The organism is Vibrio chagasii, assembly GCF_024347355.1.
In the GTDB taxonomy this organism is placed as follows: domain Bacteria; phylum Pseudomonadota; class Gammaproteobacteria; order Enterobacterales; family Vibrionaceae; genus Vibrio; species Vibrio chagasii.
The window spans coordinates 140504-166602 of the sequence record NZ_AP025467.1 but is presented as its reverse complement, the minus strand read 5'-3'; the positions used below and the strand labels follow the sequence as shown (position 1 = coordinate 166602).

Here is a 26099-nt window from a genome sequence, read left to right as displayed (position 1 = left end):
TAGGTAAGAATCAAGAAGCTGAACAAGGCTTAGCTTCCCAGCTTCTTGATTCTCGACTTTAACAACCGAATCGTTTTTGATTTGTGGATTATTTCCTCATCCCATTCGATAATTTCGGATTCATCAGTTTCTATATCGCGACATTTTTTGTAGCGACTCAGTGCAATTTCATTATCTCTTAACGCCCACTTCAATGCTGCACGTTGAGTTGTGAACATACCTATCGGCAACCTCTTCCCGACTTCAAATTGGTCCTGGCAATGTTTGGAGATACTTTTTGTCCACCCATATCCACCAATCGAAGCTGGCTGCTTTATCCATGTTCTATTCTTAATCTTTGCAGTAACATTTACATAGAGGGGTGCTGAATCACCGAATTGAGAGCCAATTCTTCGCTTCCCCATTGGTGTTTGAGTGCCTCTTTTTCGTCTTATTGAGCGTACTTCCCACTCAACCAAGTTTATGTTGGTGCTTCCATCGTCCCACTCACAGACATCTACTTTATAGAGAATGGCGCCGACCTGAATCTTGGTATGCGGATACTTTTGGCACTTTTGTTCAATTGCCATTTTTTCTCGTAATGCTCTTACATCAATTTCATTCATTTCTTATAAATCTCTCGTTACATGTGCCCATCAGTTTTCAACGCTCGTTAATTACATGTTTGTTAATTTCTTAACTACATGAACATACTGCTCACCAAGGGACTCTATAACCAAAGCATCCTTCTTGTTGTTCATTGATATTCCGGCGTCAATAAGCATTCGTCTTGCGAATTCATCACCCAAATGCTCACCTGTGAAGTTGTACGCAGTACAAACAATGTAAGTCGTCACTGCTCTATGACAACAGTCAGTCATGGTCTTACAGTCCTTCAAGTTGCTTATTAAGTGCTGTACAAGCCATTTACGGCCCTTTTCAAACCTAGAAATTCATTTTAACACATTGGTGTAGATATATGGTAATTTATTCTGAGATAGCATATAATTTACCATATACTAGCAACTTAGGGGTTAAGCATGAAACTGACTAGAAATTTATCAGCCATTAATTTACAAAAGGAAATTGACCTTCTATTTTCGATTGACTTAGTTCGTACATCTGAAAATATGATTTTTGATGGGATCATATCAAATGCTTCTATTGGAATTTACGCAGAAGGTATTTTTTGGAATTGCTATGGCCGTCTTCAAGCTGGTAAGTGTTACCAAACCAGTGAAATCGTGAATGTGGGATATGTCGATGGCCAAGTTAAAATTTTCTATATTGAAACAGTTACAGGCCATCGATACGCAATAAGTGATATCGAATACAACCCATCTTTATCATGCTCCACTGCTTCTGTTGAAGCTGCAATCAAGAGCAAATTGAATCATATATCTATAAATACTAAGTACTTTGAACCATTACAATGGAGCTCAATGGTTAGCAATCGCAGGTTCTCTTTGTCACGTGGCGATACTGAAGTACAAGTATTTCTTGGCATAAATAAGAAATGGTACTACTTCGAAGTTGGCGGCTCGGCAAACATGTGTGAAGTCGTTCTCTCTGAACTTAAATACCCTTCCCCACTTCCATTCTAAAGGTTCGTTATGGCTAATTGTGAAACGTTGAATGTATACGATTTATGTGCCGGAATATCTGCATTTTCTAGTGCGGCCAAACGTATTCCTAACTCGCCTTTTAATTTTGTAGGTTCTTTTGAAGTAGACAACTACTGCAATACATATCTTAAAGAGAATGGCCATGAACTCGGTGGCGATCTCAACTACTTCGCAATAAATGAAGACAATCACCCTCTATCAGAATTGGCCGATCAAGATAAAGTTCCAGTCGAAGAGACTGGGTTTACAACATTCACAATAGAAGAGATGCTCAACGATGTAATTCCCTTTCCGGATGTACTAATTCTCACATTTCCATGTCAAACAACCTCAAGAGCCAACACTACTGATAATCGTGGAATTCAGGGGGGCCCTTCCCAGTTAATAGATGATATCTTAGTTAAAGTCGAGAATACGATGCCGAAGTATCTTATCGGTGAAAATGCACAAGACCTAGTCTGTAGTGGCCTATATGAAATTTGCTTGAATCTGATGGAGCTGGGATATCAAGTTGAATTTGAAACTATCTCAGGTGCTAATTTCGGATATAACCAATATCGCCATCGAACATTTTTCATAGCTTACTTACCTGAAACGAAAGCCTATAAGTCAGGTAGAAGGCTGTTTGACATCGTTACTAGTTTTGCAAATAAGAAGCCAGGCGATGTATTTCCATTATTTGAAAATCAATCCAAGGAACTATTGGATCTTGTTTGCCTCGAGAACCCTAAAGGTGGCTACAGGCGCCATAGGGTTGCTGCTCTAGGAAACAGCATCATTCTTGATATTTGTTATTCGATCTTAGTTGCAATAAAAACCATTGAGGAATTGAGCTTGGACGGCTCTATGTTCCAGATATCTTTTGACTTTAGTAATGATGTCGTTGATAGGATTAGAGAGTTTAAATTCAACGTAAAGAAAAACTGTAAAGTCTTACCTAGTCGTGGATTGGCTAGTGATGGTGCTTTCTATACAGGGCCTATAAATAGAATCCTAAACCCCAGTAATAAGGAGTTTAAAGGCATGAGCGCTTCTCTAATTCGAAATGACTATAAAAATACCTTTGCAACTAAAAGCCGCCTTAATCGCCCAGGTACATTAGGTGGTTTAACAGGTTTTATCATGTCAAATACTAATCACAGAATCGGCGCTTTAAACCCAGTCTATTGTGAATTGAGCATGGGGTTCGACCTAGACTCAACTAAGCTAAAATCAACAAAACTTCTAAAGTGTCCATTTTGATTCAATTGTCTTCGTGCTCGCTATGGAATAGTTTCTACCATTCACACTCCGCAATAGCGCTAATATAGCAATCTGTCTTGAGCCACCTATACAAATCAATCAGTTTTCCAGTAGTGGTCATTTACCGAAAATGTCCACCACTGGGACACTGTCCCACTTCGTTAGAAAAACGACAATGTCCGGAACTGGGACACTGTCCCACTTTGTTGGAAAAACGATAATCTTCGAAACTGGGACACTGTCCCACTTTGTTGGAGAACGATAATGTCCGGAACTGGGACACTGTCCCACTTTGCTGGAAAAAGGATAATGTCCGAAACTGGGACACTGTCCCAGCTTGGCAACGTACGCCTAACCATCAAGAAAGGGACGCTGCCAAAATAGGTATTATAGTGAAGTGATAGCAAAAAAGGCTAGGTTACGCTTTAAGCGATCACTTTTTGAAAAGAGTATAATGCAGAAAAAAGGTATTGATACCGATGAAGCAGGATTGGGTCTACTCCAACACTGCCAATAACTTAGTTAAACCTCTCGGAGAAGCTAGATAAAGTTCTACAACTTCATTTGCTAAAAGGCTTTTTAAGACGGATGATTTCTTTTCTTCAGACGAGTCTTTAAAAGCAAGATTAATAATTTTTTGCTGTAAACCTAACATAAAACAAGTATAGAAAAATGGCTTTTCCTTAAACCAAGTTCGTAATGTGATAATAGGAACATTAGCAAACTCTAGTTTATTGATAGATTCAGGCAAGCCAAAGAAAGCATTAATGGTTGCAATATTATGATCGGAAGAAAGCAACTCAATCGCCTTTCTCAAAGTATTATCATCAGAATATGAGCTAAAAGACAAATCCATAGTTTCAGCTATATGTGGTTTTGTCTTTTGCCAACTTGAAACCAATGTTTCAGAAACGCTGAATGCATTGGCAATGTCTGAAATGGGGTTTATATATGTATACATAGATTATCCGTTTGATACTTGTCTGCGAGCGATGGCTTTAAAAAGTCCACCTTTGCCATATTTTGATTTTTTCTTTGCTGCTGTCCGTTCTGGGCGACCACCAATACTACTGTCAACCGTTTTAGTTGAAAACGTTTGAATCTTAGATTCATTAGCAGCTAATGTAAGTACTTCATAGTTAACTCTATTTGACAGGGATAGACCAGCTAATGCCTGTTTATAGGATGACTTGATTGCAAAACAAAGCGATTCCGAAAGTGAGTTCAAAAACAAAAATACTGAAGATTCAATATCAACTTGTTGTTTTAGTTGTGCTGCAAGGTGATACAGATTTGGGGACCATGAATTCTCATTTGAATTAAGTAAATAGGTAAAACCATAACTATCGCAAAGTTTACTCGAATACATTACCGAAGCTTTAGTAAGGTACTCGCGTCTAATTTTACTAGCAATACGTTTTGATTCACCATCTAAAGTAGGGCACCTTTTTTGTTTTAATTCAGAACGCGTTTTAATATCAGTTCCTTTCCATTCAGCAAAGAATTCTGACGGAAAACCACTCATTTTGATCGCCGTAAGTCTTTGGTATTCCTGGTTGACATCTTTTATTGCTGACCATTTCTCCATAGACCTATTAATTGTCCCTAACACCTTTGCCATTTCAGTTTCGCAGAGCTTATAAATATCTCGTTGCAGCGATGTGTCGTTAGCGATTAGATCTAATTGATTCTTTGATAGGACCTTTTTTAATAAATTTTGAGTACTGGAAAGACTATCTCTATTTAGCAATAGCCAAGCTTTGGCCAGGCTAGCCTTTTGGCTAATCGAAGATGAAACGAATGCGGCTTTCTGTGAGGCCAAAAAGCTGCAATCGGAATAGTGTGCAATAGCCAACTCAAGCTGCTCAATAAAGGCAAGGATTCTAGACTTGATATTGATGGATGGAAATGCCAAGTGTTTACGTACTTGTTTACGAATAGAATTTCTTCGGGCCCTTATTTCTAAAAGTACTTTAGCCTTATCATGCCTATGCTGTTTCATGTCAACTAGAAAAGGAAGTTGATTCAACTCTTTAATTGAAAGATGTTGATAGTCAAAGCACCCAAGCTCTTCAAATAGCTCTGTCCTTCTAGAGAGATTTTTGAACGTTGGTAGGTAGCTTTTAGAAATCTGTACAACTCCTTGAGCAACCATTTCTAGGGCTATTCCTGCACATGAACCTTTTCTAATTGTTTGACGAACCGCGCTAGAATATGATTTGCGAACCTCTTTAATATTCTGTTTAAAGACAGCGTCATGATGCTGAATTGCTTTGTCATAAAAGCCAATTAATTTCATTCGACTAATTGTTTTCTCATTAACAATTATGTTCATGCGGTCGCCGAGAGTAGGGGAGCTATCAACAGTAAACTCAGGGTTAAATACAGACTTAATGTTTTCGCTAGATAATCCATAATCCGCAGATACCATTCTTTTTTGGTCTGAATGGGCAAGGTGTAGTCTAGGTAGAGTTTGAACATCATAAAAACTAAGTCTAGTAAGCCCTTTTGTAATGACACCTGTATTTGATTTTTTTACTGTACGTTTAGTGAAGTTAAGAGCCGGAGACACTTTTCTTTCTTTTTGCTGATAACCTGATGGCAAATCAATCTCCTGCATATATGGCAGATTAACTTTTATTGTATTGATACCTTCAGGATATGCTTTTTTGAACGAGCGTTTTAGGTAATCAAGCGCACTATCTTTCGAGTTAAAATTCTCACTTTCAATATCAAAAGAAAGTTCTCTGACCCAATCATTAAATCGATTATTCAATACCTGATCAAATTGCTTGAGCTTGAATTCATTCTCAAATGCTTCATCAACTTTACGGTCACATAAAGTTGACTTAATAAAATGATGGCTACCTTTACATACATATCCTACAAGTTCGTAGGAAGAGTTAATGAATGCTCTGATGGGAATACCAACACTTGATTCAAGAACGAGGTCATGGCTATGCGTATATTGAATGGAGTAGGGCAATTGATTTAGAGGCACATCTTCAACAGTACAATTTGTATCAGTTAAAATGTCGGCAGTATCCAAAGGTCGTTGCCAATATTGGAGCAATGACCTGTAGTTCTGAATGTAGTTTTTTTCATCACCGTCAACCAATAATGTTTTGAACATTTTTGCTTCAGGTAGTGGGTTTACTTTATCAACAATTGAAACGTTACCGTGTCGCTTTTCATAGTCAGATTTTAGCTCCGGATATGGAATCCAGCCACGTCCATGAATAAGATCGTCCCAAATCTTCAATGGACGATACGGGAGGCTATTAACACCATCGAGTGCCCATCTAAACGAAAGAAAAATCGCATGCCTGAGAGAGAACAGTTCAATAACAGGTTTCTGAGCTTGTTCAGTGTACATCTCTAACATTGCTCTACGAGCTTTGGCATTTAGTGTAGGGTCATTTTGGATTTCTTTGATGCCAGGGTGTAAGTGTACTTCGTTGTTGTCCACCAGCTTTTTGAATGCATCTGCTCGCTTAATTGATTCGATAGAAAGCTGTGAAAAGTATCTAACAAGCTTCTCAAGGTACTCAACACGCAAAGCATTAGGTTGAAATGCAACACGCGAAAATCCGACTTTATCGAACCCCTTAGCATGGAACATACGCTTATCATTTTTCGTACTCAACAGGAATAGATAGTCCCTAACTCTTAGTAATTCTTGTTGTTGAAGGGCATTCCAACGATCTAATTTTGCCAGAGATTCTTGTGTAGAATCCGTCGAAACCATCGTACAAATCCCACATCCGTAGCGGCTCTTACCGTTACATCCTGCCGTTGCTTTGGTACCCACTGCTATCTCACACGAGTCTGAACTAGCGTTACCATAAATGGCAAGAAGGAGGCCGAAATCAGGTAAGAAAGCAGGGATAGTTTTACCAAGTAAGTTTCTAGTTATTGGTTTTACACCGGAAAGCTCGAGTGTTGTGAATACCTGTTCAGTGAGTAAGTCTCTGATAGGTGCGTAGAGGTACAAATTGTAATTTGTATTGATGTCGGATTTTGGGAGTTCAGAAACTAGATCTTGTAAATTTTTGTTTGCAGTTTCCTGGTCCTGCATATTTGTTTTTCTTCTAACACCTTCATCAAGTCTCTGACCAGTGGCACAGATTACATCTGAGCTTCTGTATCGCTGCATTTCTGGATCTTCAGCGAACATATCTAAAAGTGATTTAACAAATCGTTCAGAAGGAACAACTTTCAATATGACAGAGCAATCTCCAGAGCGTGAAGCGTTAGGAATGAATTTTTGTGCTGTTAGATATTTGTTTGCATATTCCTCATGGAAGGCCGGAGACACAGTTTCATAGTACAAATTTATTCCATGTTTCTCTGCGTAACTTTTAAGTTTTGGCGCTGCCCACTTTGTGTACATGATCATTGGAATTGCTTCAGCCAGTGGGTCTCCAGTCGAGATGATCAATGGCCTAGTCTTTTCGATTGTTCCAGCTTCCAAGCACTGTCTATATGCTTCTAAACCGGCATTTGCTACGTAACTGCTGTCTTTCCCCATGGATAAAGGGATGAATATGATTCGGTTGCAGCTCGACTCTAAAAGCATTCTGAATTCTGCAACTATAGCATTGAACTTACCAATTGCATCCTCATGCTTCTTGTATAGCTCGCCTTCAATAGAAGCAGTAGTTTCAATAATATCCATAATCAATCCACCCCTTAATAATTACCATATTATAACACCCCTTTGTTTATATATATACAATTTTGTATAAATAATTAACGTGAGACTCATGATAGTGAAACCCCATACTTAAATGAAGGTAAAGCTTATCTATATAATACAGTTTATATCTTTTTGTATAAATCATTGACAGTGCTAGTTTATGGTAATATTATGTATATTAGTATTCAGCAACTCACATAATTAAGGACTAAAGCATGTATCAACCAATCACATCGCCATCGAACAGTGACGTAGAGCTTGTTCTATTCAAAGGCAACGAAGGGATTTGTAGCAAGGGAGTTAATGTGTATGAAACGATCATGACAGTGTCCGAGTTCGCTGAAAACTTTGAAGCAGAGGCAAGTTCTTTGCAGATATCGGCATATGACAAAAGACAGAGGGATTTGGAAAATGGAAGAGCGAAAGAGCTAATCCACTATTTCGAAAGCCGTAAAGATACCGTACTTCCAAGTGTGACAATTTTTGTCAGTCAGCTGCGCAACAAATCTGAAGTGATAATTGGGAACAGGGTGATGGTTCAAGCTCAGCTATCAAAAATAAGCGACAGATTAGTAGCTGATGGACAGAACCGCTTAAATCTATTTAAAAAACTGCTCCCAACGCATCCACAGCTGTCTAACCAAACTATTGGAGTCAAACTAGTAGAAACGCAAACAGACACGCTAGAAGCCAATTCAGAAGTTATTCGCCAACTTTTCAGCGATTACCACAAGAAACTTCGTAAACCAAATAGCTCTCAAAACCTGTATTACGACAACAGTGAACCTCTTTCTCGCCTATTGAAGAACCAGATCCTTGATATCGAGACCAATAATGTACAAATCCGTAATTTAGTTAGCCCAAACGGCAAGCCGACCAAGACAGAGCTTATGGACCTGAGCTCTTTAGAAAAATTTATTTGTACGGCTCTTGGGACAACAGCCAAAGAAATAAACAAAGAGTTGAAGCAAAACCCAAGCTATGAACAAGAACTTATTGGCATTTCTGAGGGTTATCTAAAGCAATTTTTCTCTATGTACAACGAGGAAGTGATTGCTTCATTCAACGATTACACGATGTTAAACAAAAGTATTTTTTGGCAAGGCGTGGCTTGGTTAATACGTTCAATGATCGAAGATTCACTCGAAAACGGTACTCCATTGGATTGGAGCTTACTGAATGGGCTCACAACCTTGCCGTTACACAATAAATCTGACAGCTACTGGCAGAAGGCCAATGTCGTTTTGAAAGAAGACTTGAACGGAAAAGTGAAATTTAAAATGCTGAAAGGGGCAGAGAAAGCGTGCGGAAGAGCGTTATGCCGTTCACTGAGAGTATTCTATTCAGAAGGGCTTGATTCATGAAAATCGACTGTAAGGCACATAGATGTCCCAATGCCATGACCATATCTAGGCTCGCAATAGAGAAATCTATACTAAGTGGCAATACATCCATTGAGATTCACTCTATCGAGCCAATGCTGTTATCCCATATTAAGGCGTTATTAAACCAACTTGGGATCGAGTCTTATAAGCTAGAAGTAAAAAAAGGATTGATTACTGAATCAATGTTAAACCATTGGCGCGGTTTACCGGAGGCTTTTGATGATGACGATTTTGAGATGTGTAAATACCAACAGCAAATAAAGATTACTTTCTAATTGTTTGCCGACCATGTTCCTATGCATTTGATACTTGCTATTGAACAAGATCCACAGATGTAAAAAAACCAATCACTCGATTGGTTTTTTTGTTTTACCAGGCTATTTATCTGAATAACTCTCAATCGGAGGAAGTTCCAATGTCTCATGGAGACTTTGGTCTTGTGTATTTTCTAATAAAAGATGCGCTTCTAAGTCATCAACTTCAATTTTCTTAATGTTGTCACGAAGAGTTTTGAAGTGATGATTAGATTTCTTCTGACTTTTACCCCATTGAATAGTTGGGAAGATAGTGCATTCGATGTCATCGAATCCCAACTCGACATCATGAACTTTCTTACGCTTGAAGTCAGTCTTACGGGCAATTATCCCAGCATCGATCATGATCTGGGTGAGCTCTTGAAGATTACGCCTGCCTGTTGCTTGTGTGAATTGAGCTTTAAAACCCGCGGCAAAACACACGTCTGAAAATCTCACCGTGAAACTGAATTTATCAAGATCTTGGTTTAAGGCACTAGCATTGAGGAACTTATGTCGCATTATGTGGATCAATGCGGCGAATAACTTCGAAGTTTTACCGCTGGTAATAAACTCTTTTTCAATGAAACGGTAATTACCACGTATAATATTGTCTGCGAATGCAGGGTGGATAACCGCTCGGTACATTCCGTTTCTAGATGGGATATGGCTATCAAGTTTTTTGGCAGATTGTAAATAAGTGCCCGAGTAGGTGATCTTCTCTCCAGCCTCAGTCGTGATAGAAACATCCACGTTCGCTTTTTTTAAGATCTCTATGCAATTGGCAATTTTACTACCGTTAATACTTTTACCTTTGGACTCTAGGTAATCTCGGATAGTTTGCAGACGGAAGGTAACGACAAAGTGTTTACCTGTTTGTTCAAAATCAACGCTGCCTTCACCAATAAGTTCAATGATGGCCTCAAAAACTGTTTGAGCTTGGCCTGTCGCATAGTAAAGCTGCTGGTTACCTTTGCTATCGATAATCGGTACAGCATTGTAGGTGATTTGAACGTTTCGGTGTTGTGAGGTGTGTATTTGAGATTCACCTGACTTGATTGCTCCTGATTTAGAACGATCATTCACAAACATCGGCAATGTGTAGCTGAGCAATGAGTTAGAGAAACCTTCCATTTGGGAAAGTTTAAAAAGTTCAGCATGATTGGAGTCTTGTGGTACGAGAGTCATGGTTGGTTCATCAATGAATTCAATATCGGTGATTCTGTGCAATAAGTACGAAATGATCAAGTTCCCTATTATTATTATTGATCTTGTAAGGAGCTCTTAAGGGATAAAGGGAAAAGAATAGATAAATAACCTATTGTATATAGTAATAAGGAAAGGTATTTAATTGCTATATAAAACAGGGGTTTATGTCTGTTTGTGATCGTCTAAATACCGATAGAATCGTAACTTGATCCTTAAAGTACCGTTAAACCGATCTTTCATATACCGAATTTCGATCCCTTATATACCTAATAATTGATCCTTTAAATACCTATCAAAACCGGTTAAAACCACTGAAATCAATAGGTTATGCACAGTTTGATCACTTATAATAATTTCAAAACTTTGAACTTGATCACACTTGAGGTTGTATCAAGTGAAATTCGCGTTTTATGCCAACTGATGTTGCAGAGAATTGCGTGTACAGATACGAACTTTGCCTAGTATTCTAATATTTTTCAGATCTTCATGGTTTTGCTCTTGAGGGTTAAACTCCATCTTTTCAATGAGTTAATTCTAATAAGATCGTATAAATACCGAACTTTGGTTCATTCCCTTTTAGATATCAATTCTCGGTATTTATAGGATCGCGAATTTAATGAAAAACAGTGGTTATTGTGTGATCTCAGGGCTTTAGAAGCTGAGTCATTGTCCTGGCTAGCTATCAAATAAGGTTAATCACAGGCCAAATCTTCTTTTGTGGATAACATTCAATAGAAAATGACCAATTTTGATCGCTGAAATACCGATAGTTGGGTGAAAATTGCACATGATCGCTTAAGTACCTAAGTTTGATCCCTTAAATCATTGATGGCTTACAATATCTCTACCAATCCACTTGCGATCCCTTAAGTACCTTATGAATTAGATAATCGCTCAAAATGCTCTTGGATCCCTTAAATACCGGACGTTTAAGGCCGCTATATAGAGCTGGCAGCAAGGATTTGATCGTTTAAATACCGAAACTCCTAGTATCTATCTCGAATTTATTTCTTCAAACCCTGCACATTTCACTATTTGCGATCCCTTAAATACCGAAATTTCGAGGTTGTGAGAGCCTTGGTGTACAGGCATATCCATTTTTTGCGCGCTCCAGTACCGATGGCAGCTCAAAATCTAGTCAAATGTGCATAGGAATACCGAGCCATTGCCTGTTACGTGACATAACGATCGCTTAAATACCGATGATTTCCTTGGCAGAACTGCCAGGTGCGCCAAACAACAACTACTTATCAACAAAACGGTCCTATAAATACCGAGTATTGACGGTTATATAGACAAATGATCCCTTAAATACCTTTGTTTTTTGATATTGGTAGAAGTGTGATCCCTTAAATACCGTATTTTTGGATTTAGGGACCAATTGTTTGCTTTTCGAAGGTTTGGTGGGGAATCCGATCCCTTAAATACCGCTTTTTTCTATTTTTTAGGCTTAATCCACCAGCCATAACTCAAATGAAACGAATTAGTCGTTAAACAAATGGCATTGTTCAGACTGAAAATTGAACAATTGATCGCTTAAATACCGAAGATTTGGCATAACGCTTCGGTTCTGATCGCTTAAATACCGATATTTTTGGCCAGATTGATGATTCTGATCTCTTAAATACCGGAAATGGCGATATTCCGATCCCTTAAATACCTTATTTTTCAAATCCGATCGCTTAAATACCGCCTTTGGGTTATGCCCCTCTTTTAAAATTGATTGGTAGCAATCGCGTGTCTAAGTCCATTTAATTCGTTTATTTTGATGTTAACTTATGGTAATTATTGCCATGCCGTGATATACTTACTTTAGTTAAGTAACTAAATATTAAGTACTATATTGCTTGGGGGCATTATGAACACACCTTTAGTTGAAAGTCATCTAGCTAATAATATTGCACGTAAACGTAAATTCCTGACTTCATACCAAAAAGCCGAGGATTTGTTTTTTAATCACGGTTGTATAAACAAAACCATAAAACATGCACATGCCATTTTAGACATGATTGATATGGACCCGTCTCTAAAGTTCAAAGCACGAATGGGTATGCTTAAAGAGCTGCCAGTCGGGATTGGTGAGATTCACAAAACTGAAGCTCGTGTAAAGTTCATTATCAATGTTGCCAATGAACTTGTGAAATTTAATGAGACCAGTACAGAACATGCCAGCAAGCAGTCGGTCACACAGTTAAGTCTATTACCTTTAGTGAGAAAGAAACAATATACTGTGTAAACTACAAACTAGATGTTAAAGACGCTCGACGAGAGTTTGAGGATCATGTCGATGTACGCTTCTTTGTTGATTTACTTCACAAGCGTCAAGGTTTCTCAGTTCAATGGTCGGAAGATGAATACGTTCACCTATTCCAGTAAGGGCAAAAAATGGCTTATATGAATCGCTCTACACTCATAAATTTACTTTCTGAACTTTATGATTTAATAGATTATTTTTGGTTGATAGGTATGGTTTTGAGCCTGATATTTACTGCAATGACGGTCTTAACAATAAATTGGGCTCTTAATGCACCCGTAATTGATGATGGGAATGTCATAACTCAGTTGTTAGCACCAATCCATTACTTGCGCTGGTTAGCAGTGCTAGCACCTGGAATACCAATGGTCATGTTTTCAATGAAAACTTATCAAGCATTGCCAATGCACAGGTAGGGAAAACATGAAGATCACGCTAACCCCTAAAGAGGGTTCAAATACATTTAATCCGGTTGCTAATGTCAGTTTAAGCGAAGTAATTGAACTTCTAGAGATTGGAACGGAGCGTAAGTTAACAGCGGCCGAAACAACTATTGCTTTACCAATTTTGGAAGGCTTAAAAGTTAGTCATGAGGAATTTACTTTACGTGACGTGATCACCAAATTCAAAACTGTTAATGAATTAACTAATTTTGCTGAATTGTGCGAGTCAATTTTTCTCACTGGCGGCGACTATTCTCAACTTTTAACTACAAGTCAGGCATAGAGGGAAAATCGTGGCAAAACCATTTGATGCTTATAGCCCCGCGATTACAGCAACGAAAAAGGCTATTGAAGACCGAGAGGCAAAATTAGCTGAACTCAAAGAGGCTGAAGAAATAAGTAATAGCGAAGAAAGATCCTCCGAATTTTATTATCAGTTTGGTCGCGCACAGATGGCCATAGAGCTCGAAATTGGTGATCAGAAGGTCGCTAAGAAAAAGCTAAAAAAAATGAATCAGCTACACAAGCTGATAAGCAAAGTAAATGAAGATTACGATTTCATTTTAGACAGATGTGATGCGCTACAAAATGAGATCGGTTTACTTAAATCTGTAGCTTCATTGCTGTCAGTAAAGTCAATCGCATCCAATAAATCTTATTAGGGGAAAATATGGCTCGGTATGATTTTCAAGGTGAATTGCAAAATGAGCTTACAGAAAAGCTTGAAATTGCAATAGAAAATGTCACTAAGAGTAAGCGCAAAATGCTTGCACAAGATCTATATGATTTACTCTCAATTTCAGTACATAGCACTGATTTAACCAGTGAAGAAAAATGGGAGCTAATCAATAGCAGGATGGGACAATATTTAAATAACTACGTAGATAGCAAAGAAAAGTTCTCCGAGCACGTTATGAAAGAGCTTAATGTGGTTCGTAAGCCGTTAATCGAAGCGTAGAGGGGAAATGATTATGAAAATCTTCCACACAAGCCCTGAAAAAATCGAAAGTATCAATGCTTATGGTATTGCTGGCGATTGCTTGTTTTTCTCTGGTGATGTTTACCAGATGAGTGCAGCGGCAACGTTAACTTACACGCTTGAAATTGACGAGGACTCAATCATATCAGCGTCACAACTTCATGATGAAGCGATCATTTCTGAAATTGCTGAATACTTCGATTGTGATGAAGAATTTGCCGAGTCTTTATTAGATGCAAGCGTAAACGAATGGAACCAAGATTTTGAGTGTGATGCTGATATGTCTTGGTGGCTACAGGGTAAACGTGGTCAATGTGCAAAAGCTATGGGCTATGATGCGTGTAGAGATGAAGACGAGCAAGGAACGGTTTACATCGTTCCTATGACTGGTCGTGAAGCTGACTTAGTTCTCGAAAACGAATAACGGGGGAAATGACTCTGTCACGCCGCTTGTAGGGCTTCTATTGGCTTAAGTCTGTTTTAATAATTTGTCCACCAGCGCAGCCAACATGCCAACGATGGAGCGCGATTGTCATGTCGTCCGCAGGTAAGCTGGTGGCCATAAATGTTTGGCTTCGCCATCTAAAAGCATTTCAACGCAATCTTTAACGGCTTCGCCTAGATTGCTGACCCTCTTCGAGCCCTATTGTGTCTACTTTATCCACCCTGAAATCAAGGGATTAATTATTTATATTGACTGCTAGTATATGGTAATAATTATTGAGATTGACTATAATGTTTAGTACAAAATCATTTAATTTCATAATCTTAGGTGGCCTTATGTCGAACTACTACACGCAAGCATCTCAAAAAATAGAGTTAATTCCATCGCATGCCATTTTTGCGCTTACCGCGTATAAATGCTTGACCGATCCATCATTGGATTTTTCGAGTGAGAGTACCCCACCTGCCGTGCAATACCCGTTGGCCGCTTATGAATTGGCGCGAAAGGTCGCATTAAGTGAGGATGGTGGTTATACAAAAGACAACTTCTCTATCCCGTTCATTTTGACCCCAGGAATTGGTGGCCTTCAAATACAACATGACGAGTCTATTGATATCGACAAGGCTGCATTGTTTGTTCAGTTACTGTTTAAGCACTTTGATTTAGATACGTACCTTTATTTCGATGTTAGCTATTCCACTAGCAGCGATGAAATCGATGGTTTTGGGGGAGGGGCTGTTTTCATTACGAAAGATTCGATTACAAGCATGTCTACAGAGTCTTGGATTGGAGAGCAAATCCGTCAGTTCCACGAGTCTAAAACAAAGGAGCAATCACTATGAGTGATCGTACGTTAGTATCTTTAACAATCTTAGAGCAAGACTTTGTAAAGCAAGCAGAGCTTTTGGATGGTTATGATGAGTTTAAGAAGCCAACTAGTGCTTTGGTTACACTAGACTATTTCGATTGCTCGGATGCTTGCTTAGACTTCGAAGGTGAGTTGATAAAAAACAAGGTCCCATTTGATAAGAAATGGGACGGCACAACGTTCATTACAAAAGGATTTTCATTCGGTCGACTATTGGAAAACGGTGAATTTCAAACTAAGTCGTTTGAAGACAATAATCATAAAATGGTTAGGCTTGATCTCCTTGTTGAAGCACAGCGCGAAGGCACCATGAATGAATTGATATCTCAATGGGTAGAAGAAAGATTCGTTCTACCATGGGATAAACAGATCGAAATCTTAAATCAGACCTAAACCCATTACCTAATATCAACACTTCCCCCAGGAGTGCCGCCCCTGCCATATGGTTGGGGCTTTTTCTTTGGCTGACTCTCCACTAACAGGCCATTGCATTTCCTACGCGTTCCGAGGCCCACCCTCTATCCCGCGGTTACCTTTGCTGCCCCTCTAGCGCTCGTTCCTCACTAAGAGTGGCTTATGCTCGTACCTCGCACTTAAGGAGAAATAGAGCGCATTGCTCGCGCCAGCAAAAAGACGCTGTCACGCGAAATGCAGTAGCTCTATTTTTTTAGAACCTTTGCTTAGAACCTCTATACACCGCCACAACAGCCACGCCAACGGTGGAGCGCGATTGGCATGGCTGTTGTAGAGTTGGCGAGTGTATTAAATGTGTGGCTTCGCCATCTAAAAGCATTTCAACGCTTTTCTTAACGGCTTCGCCTAAAAAGCTGACCCTCTTCGAGCCCTATTGTGTCCCGTTTGTCCGGCGACAAGTCAACAAGAATACTTGCATATATTACCTGTTAGTTTATGGTATTTTAATTGTTAATGGCATATAATTAAGGATAGTTAATTAGAGTTACTTTGTTTTAAATCAGATGCTTGGGGGCAGATATGATTAAGATTTTAGAAAAGACAATTTCAATGCATAGAAATAAGCTTCGTGTATTTCTAGACGGAAAATATTTATCAACGGCAGGTTTTTCCGGTGGTGCATCGTTCACGCTCAATGCCGATGTTGAAAACAAGCGGTTTAAAATTGTGCTCGACAAGCTGGGCCCTAGGTCAGTTACAAACTCAAAGAGAAATGGTAACCCGAGACCCGTTATTGATTTAAAAGCGGATGAGTTGAGCTGCTTTGGTGACCAAGTCAAAGTATTGATCACTAACGGGGAGATCCTGTTTGTTGAAATGCACACAGAAGTTGAAATAAACGAACGTGAATCGCGCTTTATTGAAAATGGCAATACTGGGCAATCAATATCAAAGGTTTGTTATGACTTCGATACTCGTACACTTGATATGAGCAAGGGCTTAGAGAATGAAGAGCCAGAACGATTCTTTAATTTGCAAAAATCAGGTGTGAAAGCTGAGATCATTAATTTCTCCGGAGAAGTTCAAGCTAACCACGATTTTTACCTTAGCTGTGCGCTAATCAAGACCCTCCAACCCGCTGCCCTGAATCTTACAGAAGCAAAAATCGGTGAATCACTGTTAGCGGCCTTAACGCATTCGATGAACGCAATGGGTTATCACTATTCTGAAGACCACAAAACATTTATTTCCCGCGGCTTATCTCACGCTCAGGTAGCTGAGTACTTACAACATGAATACACGCTATTTCACAAAATAGACCACTTGTTAGGTAATTGGCGCAAAGCGCGAATCAAAGAGCGATTCACCCGCGCATCTCGTAAGATTGCTGAAGGTAAGCAATTCGCTGTTACTGGCTTGTTTCATGGTTTTGGCGTTCTGTGTTCAAGTGTCGCTGAAGGTTTAAGCCGCTCTGGCCTTTCACACTTTCAGAAAGCAGTGGTTGAGATTAACGAGAAGTATTTCAATGTCAGCTTAGAAAACAATCCAATCTGGGAAGCGAAGGCAGAAGAGGAACAGTTTGCCATTTGTATGCCGATTCAAAATGTAGACGTGTCGAGAAATGCGGTTCTTTCTGAGATAAACACAGCCGGAATTCCGTGTGAAGGTAGCTCGATCAGTGGCCGCTCTAAAAACAAAAATGCGTCAGCAGAAATGCACTCAGTAACCGGAGGTTGCTTTATTGATTGGTTGCACTGGCAGAATGTTACAAACCCAATCATTACCCAGTTTGAAAATGTGGTCCCATATAAATCATCACTTTCATACGCGATCATTAAAGACACGCTGACGCAGGTGTTTGGTTATGAAGTGGTAGACATGACTGTAAAGGGTGAAGATTTTGGCGCATTAGAGCATCGCAATCGACTTTGCTGTATTGGCTTTTGTCAGTCCTTGTCTATCGACTATTCAGAGTGCCAACCCGCGCAATTCCAACCGACATACGTACATCGCACTTTAGGTGATGCGCTTGAAGACATCCCACAGAGTGACCCAAGTTATAAGGCGTACACATACCTTATCGATAAGCAAGAACGTGACATTAAAGCAGGCAAGGGGTTCCGCCTCCAATGGTTAGACGCGCAAGCCGAGAAGGTAGGCGTTATCGGAAAGGGCTATCAAAAAGCTCGCGGAACTGAGCCCTACTTGCAACATAAAACCGAAAAACTTGCTCGTTTGTTTACACCTATTGAACATTGCCGTGTGAAACAGATTCCAGAGGTTTTTGTGAGAGGCTGTTCGCTGACGCTTGCAAATGAAGGGATCGGCCAGTCCGTTATTTATACGGCGTTTAGCTGGGTTGGCGAGTGGGTCGGCGCATGCATAAACCAAGCTTTTTCCACTATTGAGAAACCAAACCAATTAGCAGCATAAAAGGGAATTTATAATGAACATCTATCAAGTAATGCTCACGGAATTACTAAAAACTTCAACACTCACAAGAGGTAAATACTCGCCGAGCGATAGCGTTAAAAATGGGCATCACGTTGCGGTATTTGTCGGTCATGTTCCGGTCATTCTTTGTGGCCCAGCGTCATGCAAGAAATCACACACGGAAGCCTATCGTTTAAGCCAAGAACCTGCTTTTCAAAAGGCGATGAGTGAGTTGAAACTTTCTGGAAAGGTTTCGTCAGGCACTGTTTTCGGAGCCGAGATTGACTGGCAAGACGAATACGAAGCCATTCTGAAATCAAAATCCGGTGTTAGCGAAGCTGGTGGAGAAGGGGAGCTTATAGCGATTAACCTTAGTCAATCTTTAGGGCTAAGTACTTTGATTTGCGTCAACGATAGCTTGGCGAAAATTTTCGATTCGCAGTGCCCAAGATTACAGGATGGCATTGCAATTGCTCTGCTCGCTGAAAGTCATATGTCTAACAAATAGGAACTTAACGGCCATGACAAAGAAAGTTTACCCAAACGAACTAGCTGAAATTGTCACCACATTACTTATCAAACCCGAATTGGTCGGCGAGCTAGAAACCGAAGAGAAGTTCATAAGCTTTATGGATGACATTGGTAGTGTTGTTGCTAAACACTGCGGCGGTGTTGTAACCGGTATTTCTAAGCCTGAAGTGATAGAGGACTTACTGAGTAGTATTCACCACATGCCTATGTTGTCGGTTTCGCCTTGTCCAAGCCTCGCTGATATTAACAACAACGTTTGGACTAATTACGATCCCGAAGGCTGGGAAGATGAAGCCGAGGTTTGTTTTGATGGTATAGAAATTCCCGATCGTAAGCAGATTTCACAATTTCGAAACCAAGTGCAAGACTTACTCAAACTCCATAATCCTGAGAGTTATGTTTTATCTTTCTGTATCCGTGATTATCACACAGACATAGACGATGCTACAGTTGAAAAGAGTTACTCAACAGAACGAGAAGCACTCAAATATTTTGCTTTGTACCTATGCTCGCGCATTGATTGGCTTGCTTGCCCACATCTATCAAGTGAGCTGGCTTACTCTGATAATGATGAAAAGGCAAAGTACATAGGCGGTTTACCCGATGACACTTTAGTGCAGGTTATTGAATATCAGGTGGAACAGATTAATACCAGTGAAGACCTTGAAGCCACGTATTCAATTCAACTCGAAATTGGTGCGAAAGTTTAGACTTAGCTTCAATTTCTACAAAGCGTTGATTGGAAAAATTAACTTAACAGTTTACGTAACGAGGAAAAAATTCTATATGTTTGTTGATTATTGCAGTAAGTGTAGTGAATCAATCTACTCTAGCGATGAAGTAGTCCGCACAGAAAATGGTAATTTCCATTATGAATGCACGGATGAAGGTCATGAAGACACTGGCGGTACAAGTACCAAACAAAGCGATTAATTCGGGATGAACATTTATGAGTGATTTTTCTAGCTTCAAAGTAATGGCCGCTGCAATTGTAATATTCGTTTTTACGGTTCCATTTTTATTTGTTACGCCTATAGAAGCGATGTTTGTGCATGGGATTTGTTCGATTATTTATATACCTATAATTGTTGTTTGGATACGTGATTTTAGGAAGTTTAAGGCATCTAACTTCAAAACATATGAACAATATTGGCATTATCACCACAACATGAAAAACTTTGGGGAATGATATGAAACCATATTTGATAATGTCAGCTTTACTGCTTACTGGGGTCATTCTTGGTTTTTCTTGGATGACGGTCTCGTATGAAATAGCTAAATTTGTCTGTGTCACTTTTGGCTTATCGACAGCATGGATTTATTCAGAGTTTTGCCAGCAATCAGACGATAACCATTAACACCATTTGTGGTCTGTAATGAGAAATCATTTCAGACCACTCTCCCTTATTAGGCCATTGCATTTCCTACGCAGTCCGAGGCCCACCCTCACTCCCGCGGTTACCTTTGCCGCCACTCTAACGCTCGTTCCTCACTGAGAGTGGCTGACGCTCGTCCCTCGCCTTGATGAAAGCCCAATAGGATGCATAGCTCGCGCCAGCAAAAAGACGCTGTCACGTGCTCCGCAGCAATTCCTATTGGCCTAAAATAATTTTGTTAGCTCATGGCTGAATGTCCACCAGCCGCAACCAGAATGCCAACGATGAAGCGCGATTGTCATACCGGTAGCAGTAAAGCTGGTGGCCATAAGGTGTGGCTTCGCCAACTCAAAGCATATCAACGCTTTTCTTAACGGCTTCGCCTAAAAAGCTGACCCTCTTCGAGCCCTATTGTGTCGCCTTTGTCCGGCGGCAAGTCAACAAATATAAATACATTTAATTTTCGCTAGTTTATGGTAATTCATCAGGGGTTTGCTATACTTAAATGGTTGAATTACATGGCTTTAAAATCTTGCTTGGGGGCAAATGAAATGATGATATTCTCAGTTTTTAGCTTGGCACTTTTAGTGTTACCAATTTTGTTCAGTGTTAATGGGTTACTAAGCAAAGACATTGCTTTCGTTTTATTTCACTTGGGGACGGTCTTATCGGTCGGTGCTGTGCCAGTACTTTGGTTGTGCAGCAAAAATTCAACAGCTACTGCCAGCAAAGCTTAAGGACTACCATGAAAAATTATTCTGAAATGACCAGTGAAGAGCTAGACGCATTTAAACCGATGCTTATAACGGCATATAGACTACTCAACACTTTGGATAGCAAATCATTCAAGTCTCATTTACAAACCAATTGGAAGTGGTCTACCAACCAACACCCAGAGGTTTATGCTGTTTGTGAAGAAAAGGCTAATGCAGACATTTCATCCAAGCTAAAGCAGTTCTATCCCGATTTTTCTAAAGCCGTATCCTTTTTGAATTGGTTTACTGAAAGAACCGGTATCAAGATCAAGAAATCTGAGGTCAAAGGGATGCTACATAATTCAAAGCTTGAAGACTTAAGCAATCTCATGTCTCTTATTTATCAGCACACAGGCGACTCAATTTATAACAGCGATATCGAAGTTGGTCGCTTTACTTTCCACGAATTCATTCATGCATATATCAACTATCGCTCGGTACGTATTGGAATTGAACAAGGGCTACCGCCGAAGATCCAAAAAGCATTCGATTTAATGCTCAATACCAAGCCTGTTATTTTTTTCAAGAAAGGACATATGACCGACCTTTTTTTAATCGATGCGCTGAATGAAATCCAGCTTGAAGATAAATTCAATTTCCTTAGATGTGCTAAAACGCATTTATCAACCTGGCGAGTTGAAGAGGTCGACCAAAATGACAACGACCATGACTACTACCATCTGAGTGCTGCTTAACTCACGACCTAGAGGCCAACATGAAAGAGACACTGCAATTTAACGTTATGATCACTTATGAAACGGATGAAGAGGGACCAGTCATTTGTCCAATATCCGCCAAAGAAAATCTTATCGCAGCAATCGAAAACGAGCGAGTTAATGGCGCATTGAATCCCGATGATATCTCAGCAACTGAGATCACAATCACCTAAATTTGAAAACTCTTTGCGACTGACAAGTAAGGACTGACAAAAGGACAAAAAACAGGATATTGAATGCTGAATACGGCGACTGGCGTATTCAGCAGGATCATTTAACAATGAACTATGACCGTGCTCTCCCTTAATAGGCCATTGCATTTCCTACGCAGTCCGAGGCCCACCCTCATTCCCGCGATTACCTTTGCTGCCACACTATCGCTCGTTCCTCGCGATATAGAAAGCCCAATAGGATGCAGAGCTCGCGCCAGCAAAAATACGCTGTCACGCGCCCTGCAGGGACTCCTATTAGTCAAAAAAAATTGGTTAGCTCAAGGCTGAATGTCCAACAGCTGCCAACAGAATGCCAACGATGAAGCGCGATTGTCATGCTGTCAGCAGTAAAGCTGGTGGCCATAAAGATTGGCTTTGCCATCTAAAAGCATTTTCAACGCAATTCTTAACGGCTTCGCCTAAATTGCTGACCCTCTTCGAGCCCCATTGTGTCGCCTTCGTCCGGCATAAAATCAAGCAGATTAACTATCTTTATTTAATGCTAGTTTATGGTAATAAATGGCATTGGTATGTATAATTAACTATAGATTCAATATGTTGGGAAACAGAATGAAAAATTTCGAAGAGATCTTAAATACGTCAGGCTTTGCCTTGAAAGTCCTTGACGTGTTGGTGCGAGAATTTGGAGAACTACCTGATTTTGGTTGTTTGGCGGGGGGGGCGGTGTCAAGCGCCGTTTTTGAATGTTTAGGTTTACCAATCAAACCGCGTTACGCCGATTTAGATGTGTTTTTTCGCGATGTTCATTCAAACCGAGTTTTTAGAAAATTACATGAAGAAAAAATCATTAGTTTGATTGAAGCTGAAATGTCTCGAAGTGGAGTAACCAGCGTTGGGCAAGTGATGTCGCCGTGCGGTTCACTATCTGGAAAGATGGAAACAGCGACAAGTAAAGCGGTGAATAAAGGCGCTTATCAAATTAAAGATTCATTCAAAGTGGGGAAATATAACTTAATCAGCTATTGCTTGAATGATTCTGACAGCGGTGATCTATCGAAGGTTATTGTAGATGGGTTTGATTTGAACTGTACTCAGGTAGCCATACGAAACACGACTTTGACATTCACTACCGATTTTATTGATTTTCTATACTCAATGACGATTAAATGTACCTCGTTTACTACACCTTGCCGCTCTGTATTACGAATGTTAAACAAAACTCAACAGCTACAAGTTGCTGTGTGTGATCGCAGTATTGAGCTCTTGCTTGAGTCGATAAAATCGACCCAGTACATAAACAATACCTCTGCATTTGCCAAGCTTGCCGCTCATGACCAAACACAGCTTTTACAGTTCCTAACATTTCAAGAGAAAGAGCTGGTCAAATCAAGTATCAACCTATCAGCATTTGATCTCAAATTAACGCCTCGCTCTGTAAAAGTAATCGATAACGGTAAAAGCTTTACAAAGTGCTATTTTCAATTCGAAACTATTCGGTCTGCAAAGGTTTCTATTGAATCCCAAATCGTTGAGTTGCTTCTGGAGAATCGTGTTGAGAACCATGTTGGTGTATCGCTTTCATTTGCGATGACATTCATGAACCTACTATTCAAACAAAGCTTAAAAAGGCCAAAAGCAAATGCTGTAGTTCTTCAGGTTTTAAGAGGTCTAGATGCAATCCAAATACGAACTATTAACGCCGTGTTGGGATACACATCTAGTTTTAAAATTCCGATTGCAAATGCACCTAAACTTACAAACCTTATAAATCTTCTGCATGAGCATGATTTAACCTCACCTGAGTTCAATAATGTTGATGAACTAAGTATTTACACCAGAAACTTGAAGTGGATACACAAGCATAAGATTCATCTAATTAATTCAATTTCTCAGCAAGATTGTTTCTACTCCATTTACTTGGCGAAACACCTGAAGCAGCTCCCTTTGGCTCATTGTCAGCAAATAGTTAGTAAGGTTGAAACTAATAAGTTCAGCTTAATGGAACAACACAAAGTACCCGCGCAACTCGATCATGTTTTGGCGAATGTGGATTTAGGCGGATTGTCTTGTTCTGAAATATTGACAGAAAAGGAATTGTTCCTGCTTGGAGTGCAGCAAAAGCATTGTGTGGGTGGATATTTCAGACACATCCAGAAGGGCAGCATCATCTTAAAGTTGCAAGGGAAGGGAAACCGCCCTAATGATGTATCAACCGTTTATTTATTCTGGCGTGAAAAAGATAACTCGCTAGTTATCAAAGAGCACAAAACATACCGAAATTTACACCCTAAAGAGTGTCATCGTATCGCCGCGGAGCAGATAGTTAATTATGTCGCATCGCGAATAGTGGAAATTGAGCAAAAAGAAAATGAAGCAATGTTTAATGATGCAATGAACTCAATACCGATCGAAGTCTATGAACAGCTTGAGACGCCGGACAATGAGCCTAACTACTACATTGAAGAATCCATAATCGCCGCGTAATCAAGTCCATTGCTAACACCCCCCAAGGTTAGCAATGGCAAACTCTCCCTTATTAGGCCATTGCATTTCCTACGCAGTCCGAGGCCCACCCTCATTCCCGCGATTACCTTTGCTGCCCCTCTAGCGCTCGTTCCTCACTGAGAGTGGCTGACGCTCGTTCCTCGCTTTGTTTTAAGCCCAATAGGGTGCATTGCTCGCGCCAGCAAAAAGACGCTGTCACGCGCCCTGCAGCCGCTCCTATTGGACAAGAAGCATTTGTTAGCTCAAGGCTGAATGTCCACCAGCAGCAACCAGAATGCCAACGATGAAGCGCGATTGTCATCCCAGTTGCAGTGATGCTGGTGGCCACAATGCTTGGCTTCGCCAGCTAAAAGCATTTTCAACGCCATCCTTCACGGCTTCGCCTAGATTGCTGACCCTCTTCGAGCCCTATTGTGTCTGGTTTGTCCGGCCTAAATGCAAGGTATTTATTTACGCTAATTGAGTGTTAGTTTATGGTAATAAACTCCATTTGAGTGTATAATTAAATGGTTGAATAAAATGGTCTTTGAGGAAATTTCTTATGTGCCGCAATTGTGATATCGATGGAATGTGTCAACGTCAATGCTCTTCAGTGATTGAATCGCGATTGCAGCTGACATTCGTTGGAGAATCTGATGTATTCGTGACCCCTCCGAACCCAATCAAACTTGATTATCAAGTTGCTCAAAAGGTCAGTGGCTTATCGGCTGATGAACTGGATTCACTTACCAATAACGACTTCAATGGCATTTTTTGGTTTATCGCCGAAAATGAAATCTTGCCATTAATTAGAGCTCAGCTTTTAAAACTCAAAGCGATCACACAACACGCGAGTATCGGGTTTACGGATGCGTACGAGTATGCCGCAGCACTTTGCATCGAAGAACCAAGCAAGACCCCTCAGTTCATTCAAATCAATTGCGAGCTGACTTGTTGAACATGTCGACTCATGGAGAAATAACATGAACATTAAGATCTTGCAGGCTCTCTTTCTTTTTGCGTATTGCTATAAATGCAATTCTGAAGACGAAGCTTTTGAGGATACTGAAGAAGGAATTGAGATTGAAAACATTGCATTCAATCTGATTGAGCAAACTTCTTTTCCACTAGAGAAATATGAAGCAGTGCTAGCGCGTGGCAATGTTTTTGATAGAACAAAGCTAATAGTAGAAGAAATTGTAAAGCTATTTTGCTCTCCAGAGATCTCTGACTCTGACTGTTTCATAGCTTTAAGTGAGAGCCCATTATTTGAAGACCCCGCATTTTTATCCGAGAACGAGCGCAATGTAAGCGCATTGAAGCCTTGGTTATGTACCCGCGATGATGTGCTAAGTCTCAATAATGAACCTAGTGTGATCATGAATGAGCTTAATAATCTTGGACACCTTCAAGGTCTGTGGGATTTTGGTTCAAGCAAAATTTTGTTGATAAAAATTGTTTAAAAGGAAATGAATGATGAACGAACAAGAAAATTTGTTAGCTCAGGGCTGAATGCCCACCAGCTGCAAACAGAATGCCAACGATGAAGCGCGATTGTCATACAGGCTGCAGTAAGACTGGTGGCCATAAGGATTGGCTTCGCCATCTAAAAGCTTTTTCAACGCAATCCTTAACGGCTTCGCCTAGATTGCTGACCCTCTTCGAGCCCCATTGTGTCTCGTTTGTCCGGCCTAAATGCAAGTGATTTAATTACATTTAATTGCTGCTAATTTATGGTATTAAAGTGAGATTTTGCTATAATTTAAACAGTTGGAGAGCAAAGGGTTCTCCCTAAA

At 40.0% G+C, this 26099-nt stretch carries 27 protein-coding genes; 22 read left to right on the top strand and 5 right to left on the bottom strand.

Annotation, left to right across the window (positions count from 1 at the left end; translation table 11 throughout):
* Window positions 1-29: 29 nt before the first annotated feature.
* Together OCV52_RS24700 and OCV52_RS24695 are read right to left on the bottom strand one after the other, a co-directional pair.
* Window positions 30-605: a hypothetical protein gene (locus OCV52_RS24700; protein WP_137406655.1), complete on the bottom strand. Its 576-nt coding sequence runs from the start codon at window positions 603-605 to the stop codon at window positions 30-32.
* A 51-nt stretch (window positions 606-656) separates the two neighbouring features.
* Window positions 657-860: a hypothetical protein gene (locus OCV52_RS24695; protein WP_137406656.1), complete on the bottom strand. Its 204-nt coding sequence runs from the start codon at window positions 858-860 to the stop codon at window positions 657-659.
* 159 nt (window positions 861-1019) lie between these two features.
* On the opposite strand from OCV52_RS24695, the gene OCV52_RS24690 reads away from it, so the two are divergent.
* Window positions 1020-1583: a hypothetical protein gene (locus tag OCV52_RS24690; protein ID WP_137406657.1), complete on the top strand. Its 564-nt coding sequence runs from the start codon at window positions 1020-1022 to the stop codon at window positions 1581-1583.
* A gap of 9 nt (window positions 1584-1592) precedes the next feature.
* Window positions 1593-2846 carry a DNA cytosine methyltransferase gene (locus OCV52_RS24685; RefSeq protein ID WP_137406658.1) on the top strand — a complete coding sequence of 418 codons (1254 nt, stop codon included), beginning with the start codon at window positions 1593-1595 and terminating at the stop codon, window positions 2844-2846.
* 496 nt (window positions 2847-3342) lie between these two features.
* Here OCV52_RS24685 and OCV52_RS24680 read toward each other — a convergent pair whose 3' ends face one another.
* Together OCV52_RS24680 and OCV52_RS24675 are read right to left on the bottom strand one after the other, a co-directional pair.
* The gene (locus OCV52_RS24680) at window positions 3343-3807 is read right to left on the bottom strand and encodes a hypothetical protein (protein ID WP_137406659.1); all 465 of its coding nucleotides are present in this window, start codon (window positions 3805-3807) and stop codon (window positions 3343-3345) included.
* A 3-nt stretch (window positions 3808-3810) separates the two neighbouring features.
* Entirely contained in the window at window positions 3811-7524 is a 3714-nt protein-coding gene (locus OCV52_RS24675) for an adenine nucleotide alpha hydrolase family protein (RefSeq protein ID WP_137406660.1), read from the bottom strand.
* Window positions 7525-7760: 236 nt separating this feature from the next.
* Between OCV52_RS24675 and OCV52_RS24670 the strand changes: the two genes are divergently transcribed.
* Entirely contained in the window at window positions 7761-8909 is a 1149-nt protein-coding gene (locus OCV52_RS24670) for a DGQHR domain-containing protein (protein ID WP_137406661.1), read from the top strand.
* Window positions 8906-9205, top strand: a complete 300-nt coding sequence (locus OCV52_RS24665; protein ID WP_137406662.1) for a hypothetical protein — start codon at window positions 8906-8908, stop codon at window positions 9203-9205. The genes OCV52_RS24670 and OCV52_RS24665 overlap by 4 nt, the downstream gene beginning before the upstream one ends.
* 102 nt (window positions 9206-9307) lie before the next feature.
* Here the strand turns inward: OCV52_RS24665 and OCV52_RS24660 are convergent, their stop codons facing one another.
* Window positions 9308-10411: a hypothetical protein gene (locus OCV52_RS24660; protein WP_137406663.1), complete on the bottom strand. Its 1104-nt coding sequence runs from the start codon at window positions 10409-10411 to the stop codon at window positions 9308-9310.
* Between the two features lie 1879 nt (window positions 10412-12290).
* Between OCV52_RS24660 and OCV52_RS24655 the strand changes: the two genes are divergently transcribed.
* From OCV52_RS24655 to OCV52_RS24570, 18 genes are all read left to right on the top strand, one after another.
* Window positions 12291-12668, top strand: coding sequence for a hypothetical protein (locus tag OCV52_RS24655; protein WP_137406664.1), 378 nt, complete (start codon window positions 12291-12293; stop codon window positions 12666-12668).
* Window positions 12669-12817: 149 nt separating this feature from the next.
* Window positions 12818-13102 carry a hypothetical protein gene (locus OCV52_RS24650; RefSeq protein ID WP_137406665.1) on the top strand — a complete coding sequence of 95 codons (285 nt, stop codon included), beginning with the start codon at window positions 12818-12820 and terminating at the stop codon, window positions 13100-13102.
* Window positions 13103-13109: 7 nt separating this feature from the next.
* Entirely contained in the window at window positions 13110-13412 is a 303-nt protein-coding gene (locus tag OCV52_RS24645; RefSeq protein ID WP_137406666.1) for a hypothetical protein, read from the top strand.
* A gap of 10 nt (window positions 13413-13422) precedes the next feature.
* Complete coding sequence (locus tag OCV52_RS24640) at window positions 13423-13791, top strand: hypothetical protein (RefSeq protein ID WP_137406667.1); 369 nt, start codon at window positions 13423-13425, stop codon at window positions 13789-13791.
* An 8-nt stretch (window positions 13792-13799) separates the two neighbouring features.
* A complete protein-coding gene (locus OCV52_RS24635; RefSeq protein ID WP_137406668.1) occupies window positions 13800-14087 on the top strand; it encodes a hypothetical protein in 288 nt (95 codons plus the stop codon).
* A gap of 7 nt (window positions 14088-14094) precedes the next feature.
* Complete coding sequence (locus OCV52_RS24630; RefSeq protein WP_261900902.1) at window positions 14095-14532, top strand: AcrIF11 family anti-CRISPR ADP-ribosyltransferase; 438 nt, start codon at window positions 14095-14097, stop codon at window positions 14530-14532.
* Between the two features lie 356 nt (window positions 14533-14888).
* Window positions 14889-15395, top strand: coding sequence for a hypothetical protein (locus OCV52_RS24625; protein WP_137406670.1), 507 nt, complete (start codon window positions 14889-14891; stop codon window positions 15393-15395).
* Entirely contained in the window at window positions 15392-15814 is a 423-nt protein-coding gene (locus OCV52_RS24620; protein WP_137406671.1) for a hypothetical protein, read from the top strand. Before OCV52_RS24625 ends, OCV52_RS24620 begins: the two co-directional genes overlap by 4 nt.
* Window positions 15815-16414: 600 nt before the next feature.
* Window positions 16415-18268 carry a DNA cytosine methyltransferase gene (locus OCV52_RS24615; RefSeq protein ID WP_137406672.1) on the top strand — a complete coding sequence of 618 codons (1854 nt, stop codon included), beginning with the start codon at window positions 16415-16417 and terminating at the stop codon, window positions 18266-18268.
* 13 nt (window positions 18269-18281) lie between these two features.
* Window positions 18282-18776 carry a hypothetical protein gene (locus tag OCV52_RS24610; protein ID WP_137406673.1) on the top strand — a complete coding sequence of 165 codons (495 nt, stop codon included), beginning with the start codon at window positions 18282-18284 and terminating at the stop codon, window positions 18774-18776.
* Window positions 18777-18789: 13 nt separating this feature from the next.
* Window positions 18790-19509: a hypothetical protein gene (locus tag OCV52_RS24605; protein ID WP_137406674.1), complete on the top strand. Its 720-nt coding sequence runs from the start codon at window positions 18790-18792 to the stop codon at window positions 19507-19509.
* Between the two features lie 239 nt (window positions 19510-19748).
* Window positions 19749-19988 (top strand): hypothetical protein, encoded by a 240-nt coding sequence (locus OCV52_RS24600; RefSeq protein ID WP_137406675.1) that lies wholly within the window; start codon window positions 19749-19751, stop codon window positions 19986-19988.
* Window positions 19989-20693: 705 nt separating this feature from the next.
* Complete coding sequence (locus OCV52_RS24595) at window positions 20694-20912, top strand: hypothetical protein (RefSeq protein ID WP_137406676.1); 219 nt, start codon at window positions 20694-20696, stop codon at window positions 20910-20912.
* Window positions 20913-20920: 8 nt separating this feature from the next.
* On the top strand, window positions 20921-21625 hold the full coding sequence (locus OCV52_RS24590; protein ID WP_137406677.1) for a hypothetical protein: 705 nt from the start codon (window positions 20921-20923) through the stop codon (window positions 21623-21625).
* Window positions 21626-21645: 20 nt separating this feature from the next.
* On the top strand, window positions 21646-21819 hold the full coding sequence (locus OCV52_RS24585) for a hypothetical protein (RefSeq protein WP_170222417.1): 174 nt from the start codon (window positions 21646-21648) through the stop codon (window positions 21817-21819).
* Window positions 21820-22428: 609 nt separating this feature from the next.
* A complete protein-coding gene (locus tag OCV52_RS24580; protein WP_137406678.1) occupies window positions 22429-24303 on the top strand; it encodes a hypothetical protein in 1875 nt (624 codons plus the stop codon).
* Window positions 24304-24865: 562 nt separating this feature from the next.
* Window positions 24866-25261: a hypothetical protein gene (locus tag OCV52_RS24575; RefSeq protein ID WP_137406679.1), complete on the top strand. Its 396-nt coding sequence runs from the start codon at window positions 24866-24868 to the stop codon at window positions 25259-25261.
* A 25-nt stretch (window positions 25262-25286) separates the two neighbouring features.
* Window positions 25287-25766, top strand: coding sequence for a hypothetical protein (locus tag OCV52_RS24570; protein WP_137406680.1), 480 nt, complete (start codon window positions 25287-25289; stop codon window positions 25764-25766).
* The last annotated feature ends 333 nt before the right edge of the window (window positions 25767-26099 follow it).

Coding starts and splice junctions, on each gene's coding strand:
- OCV52_RS24650 (WP_137406665.1), top strand. CDS start 12,818: ATGGCTTATATGAATCGCTCTACACTCATAAATTTACTTTCTGAACTT.
- OCV52_RS24665 (WP_137406662.1), top strand. CDS start 8,906: ATGAAAATCGACTGTAAGGCACATAGATGTCCCAATGCCATGACCATA.
- OCV52_RS24635 (WP_137406668.1), top strand. CDS start 13,800: ATGGCTCGGTATGATTTTCAAGGTGAATTGCAAAATGAGCTTACAGAA.
- OCV52_RS24620 (WP_137406671.1), top strand. CDS start 15,392: ATGAGTGATCGTACGTTAGTATCTTTAACAATCTTAGAGCAAGACTTT.
- OCV52_RS24675 (WP_137406660.1), bottom strand. CDS start 7,524: ATGGATATTATTGAAACTACTGCTTCTATTGAAGGCGAGCTATACAAG.
- OCV52_RS24600 (WP_137406675.1), top strand. CDS start 19,749: ATGAGTGATTTTTCTAGCTTCAAAGTAATGGCCGCTGCAATTGTAATA.
- OCV52_RS24690 (WP_137406657.1), top strand. CDS start 1,020: ATGAAACTGACTAGAAATTTATCAGCCATTAATTTACAAAAGGAAATT.
- OCV52_RS24655 (WP_137406664.1), top strand. CDS start 12,291: ATGAACACACCTTTAGTTGAAAGTCATCTAGCTAATAATATTGCACGT.
- OCV52_RS24575 (WP_137406679.1), top strand. CDS start 24,866: ATGTGCCGCAATTGTGATATCGATGGAATGTGTCAACGTCAATGCTCT.
- OCV52_RS24685 (WP_137406658.1), top strand. CDS start 1,593: ATGGCTAATTGTGAAACGTTGAATGTATACGATTTATGTGCCGGAATA.
- OCV52_RS24630 (WP_261900902.1), top strand. CDS start 14,095: ATGATTATGAAAATCTTCCACACAAGCCCTGAAAAAATCGAAAGTATC.
- OCV52_RS24645 (WP_137406666.1), top strand. CDS start 13,110: ATGAAGATCACGCTAACCCCTAAAGAGGGTTCAAATACATTTAATCCG.
- OCV52_RS24615 (WP_137406672.1), top strand. CDS start 16,415: ATGATTAAGATTTTAGAAAAGACAATTTCAATGCATAGAAATAAGCTT.
- OCV52_RS24605 (WP_137406674.1), top strand. CDS start 18,790: ATGACAAAGAAAGTTTACCCAAACGAACTAGCTGAAATTGTCACCACA.
- OCV52_RS24660 (WP_137406663.1), bottom strand. CDS start 10,411: ATGACTCTCGTACCACAAGACTCCAATCATGCTGAACTTTTTAAACTT.
- OCV52_RS24680 (WP_137406659.1), bottom strand. CDS start 3,807: ATGTATACATATATAAACCCCATTTCAGACATTGCCAATGCATTCAGC.
- OCV52_RS24625 (WP_137406670.1), top strand. CDS start 14,889: ATGTCGAACTACTACACGCAAGCATCTCAAAAAATAGAGTTAATTCCA.
- OCV52_RS24700 (WP_137406655.1), bottom strand. CDS start 605: ATGAATGAAATTGATGTAAGAGCATTACGAGAAAAAATGGCAATTGAA.
- OCV52_RS24610 (WP_137406673.1), top strand. CDS start 18,282: ATGAACATCTATCAAGTAATGCTCACGGAATTACTAAAAACTTCAACA.
- OCV52_RS24580 (WP_137406678.1), top strand. CDS start 22,429: ATGAAAAATTTCGAAGAGATCTTAAATACGTCAGGCTTTGCCTTGAAA.
- OCV52_RS24695 (WP_137406656.1), bottom strand. CDS start 860: ATGACTGACTGTTGTCATAGAGCAGTGACGACTTACATTGTTTGTACT.
- OCV52_RS24590 (WP_137406677.1), top strand. CDS start 20,921: ATGAAAAATTATTCTGAAATGACCAGTGAAGAGCTAGACGCATTTAAA.
- OCV52_RS24585 (WP_170222417.1), top strand. CDS start 21,646: ATGAAAGAGACACTGCAATTTAACGTTATGATCACTTATGAAACGGAT.
- OCV52_RS24570 (WP_137406680.1), top strand. CDS start 25,287: ATGAACATTAAGATCTTGCAGGCTCTCTTTCTTTTTGCGTATTGCTAT.
- OCV52_RS24595 (WP_137406676.1), top strand. CDS start 20,694: ATGGCTTTAAAATCTTGCTTGGGGGCAAATGAAATGATGATATTCTCA.
- OCV52_RS24670 (WP_137406661.1), top strand. CDS start 7,761: ATGTATCAACCAATCACATCGCCATCGAACAGTGACGTAGAGCTTGTT.